A 1,669-nucleotide genomic window follows, 5' to 3' on the forward strand; every position below is an offset into this window, starting at 1 on the left:
TCTCGAGTTCGAACTCCTCAATACTGGCTGCGTCGCGAGTGATTTTTGCGATGGGGCGAGACAATTTGATGAGCAACTGGTTCAACTACACCCACAGCAACTTCAACACGCCCCATCGGGCGATCCTCGTCACCGGTGCTGTCACCGGGTTCCTGGTCAGTCTGGGTCTCGAGGTCGAAGCGATCGTGGCGCTGTTGGCCGAAGTCGCGAGTTTCAGCTTTCTGGTTTCGTATGCGCTCGTTCACGTGGCGCTCGTCGGCTTTCGGTACGCCGACCCCCCGGAGTACGACCCGGACTTCGCCATCCCGAACGTCCTCTATCCGGCCGTGCCGATCGCCGGCGTGGTCATGACGGCGCTTGTCATCTCCCAGATGGAGCCGATCGTCCTGCTCGTCGGCTCGGGAGTCGTCGTTCTGGGCGGGGTCTGGTATTTCGCGTACGCACGACAGCGGGATATCGAAGCGGGGGTTTTCCCGACGGCGCTCCGTAAACCGTCCGAACAGCCCTATCGCGTCGTCGTTCCAGTGGCGAACCCCGAAACACAGCGTGGACTGTTGAAGCTGGCGGCGGCGACTGCACGGGCACACGCTGGCGAGAGAGCCACCGAACTCGTCGCCATCAACGTCATCGAGGCCGACCAGTCCGGACTCCAGAACGTCGACTCGACCCGTCTCGACCACCAGCGCAAACTCCTGGAAACCGCACAGGAGATCGCCGACGATCTCGGGGTCACCCTCCAGACACAGGCGGTCGTGAAAGACGACGTCGGAGACGGGATCGTCGACGTCGTCGAAGATCTCGAGGCCGATCAGTTGGTCCTGGGATGGGAGGGCCACCTCGATCGCGACGAGTACGTCTTCGGACGAACGCTCGATCCCGCGATTAAGGGCGCTCCGTGTGACGTCTCAGTAGTCACGATCGAGTCGGACTCGATCGGGACGCCCGTCGCACTGGCAGGCCCCGGCCCGCATAGCCCGGTCGCCGTCCGGCGGGCGGCAGACTTTGCAGCAGTATCCGACACGACACCGGTCCTCCTCAACGTCCAGCCGCCAGCCGACGAGGACGACGTGAATCCGGTTGAGCGGGGCCATACGGCGGTCCGCTGGATCGCTCAGCGAGCAGGGCTCGAACCCGACGAGTACGAGACGGAAGTTGTCGTCGCCGAGGATACCGAGGCGACGATCATCGACGCGGTCGAGAGTTACGACACCGTCTGTGTCGGCCTCTCCGAGAAGAGCGACATGTCTCGTATCTTCTTTGGCTCGATCGCCGAACGGATCGCCAGACAGAATACTGGGAACGTCAGTATCATTCGCGGCCCCATCGATTCGTCTGCGGAAAGCGTTGACAACGCCACTGCGGAATCGTCGGTCATCCGTCCCTCGACGAAGAATGCAGAATGATAGACTCTCTGTTGGTATCTATCGAGCAACAGATAAGATCGACGTTCAGGGGTTTGCCTTCGTGAGCCCCACCGAAACTGCCGAGGAGACGTGATGTTCATGAGGGCGAACGGAACCGCTGTGACGAACCTGACCGGTCCGTAGACGATCCGTACTGTGTAGGTGAATTGACATCCCCCCCCGCGTTCACGCGGAGGAATCCCGAGCGGATGGAAATCAACGATTTCCGAGCATCGCGGACGCTTCGATTCCGCTCAGCGGTGGGA

The 1,669-nt window shown here is 61.5% G+C and carries 1 protein-coding gene; it reads left to right on the forward strand.

Annotated features, from left to right (window positions below):
* Positions 1-1,403, forward strand: a 1,403-nt coding sequence (locus tag C446_RS02880; protein ID WP_152419349.1) for an amino acid permease, incomplete at its 5' end; no start/stop codon positions are given.
* Positions 1,404-1,669 lie beyond the last annotated feature (266 nt).

Origin of the sequence: Halobiforma nitratireducens JCM 10879 (assembly GCF_000337895.1) — an archaeon.
GTDB classification, from domain to species: domain Archaea; phylum Halobacteriota; class Halobacteria; order Halobacteriales; family Natrialbaceae; genus Natronobacterium; species Natronobacterium nitratireducens.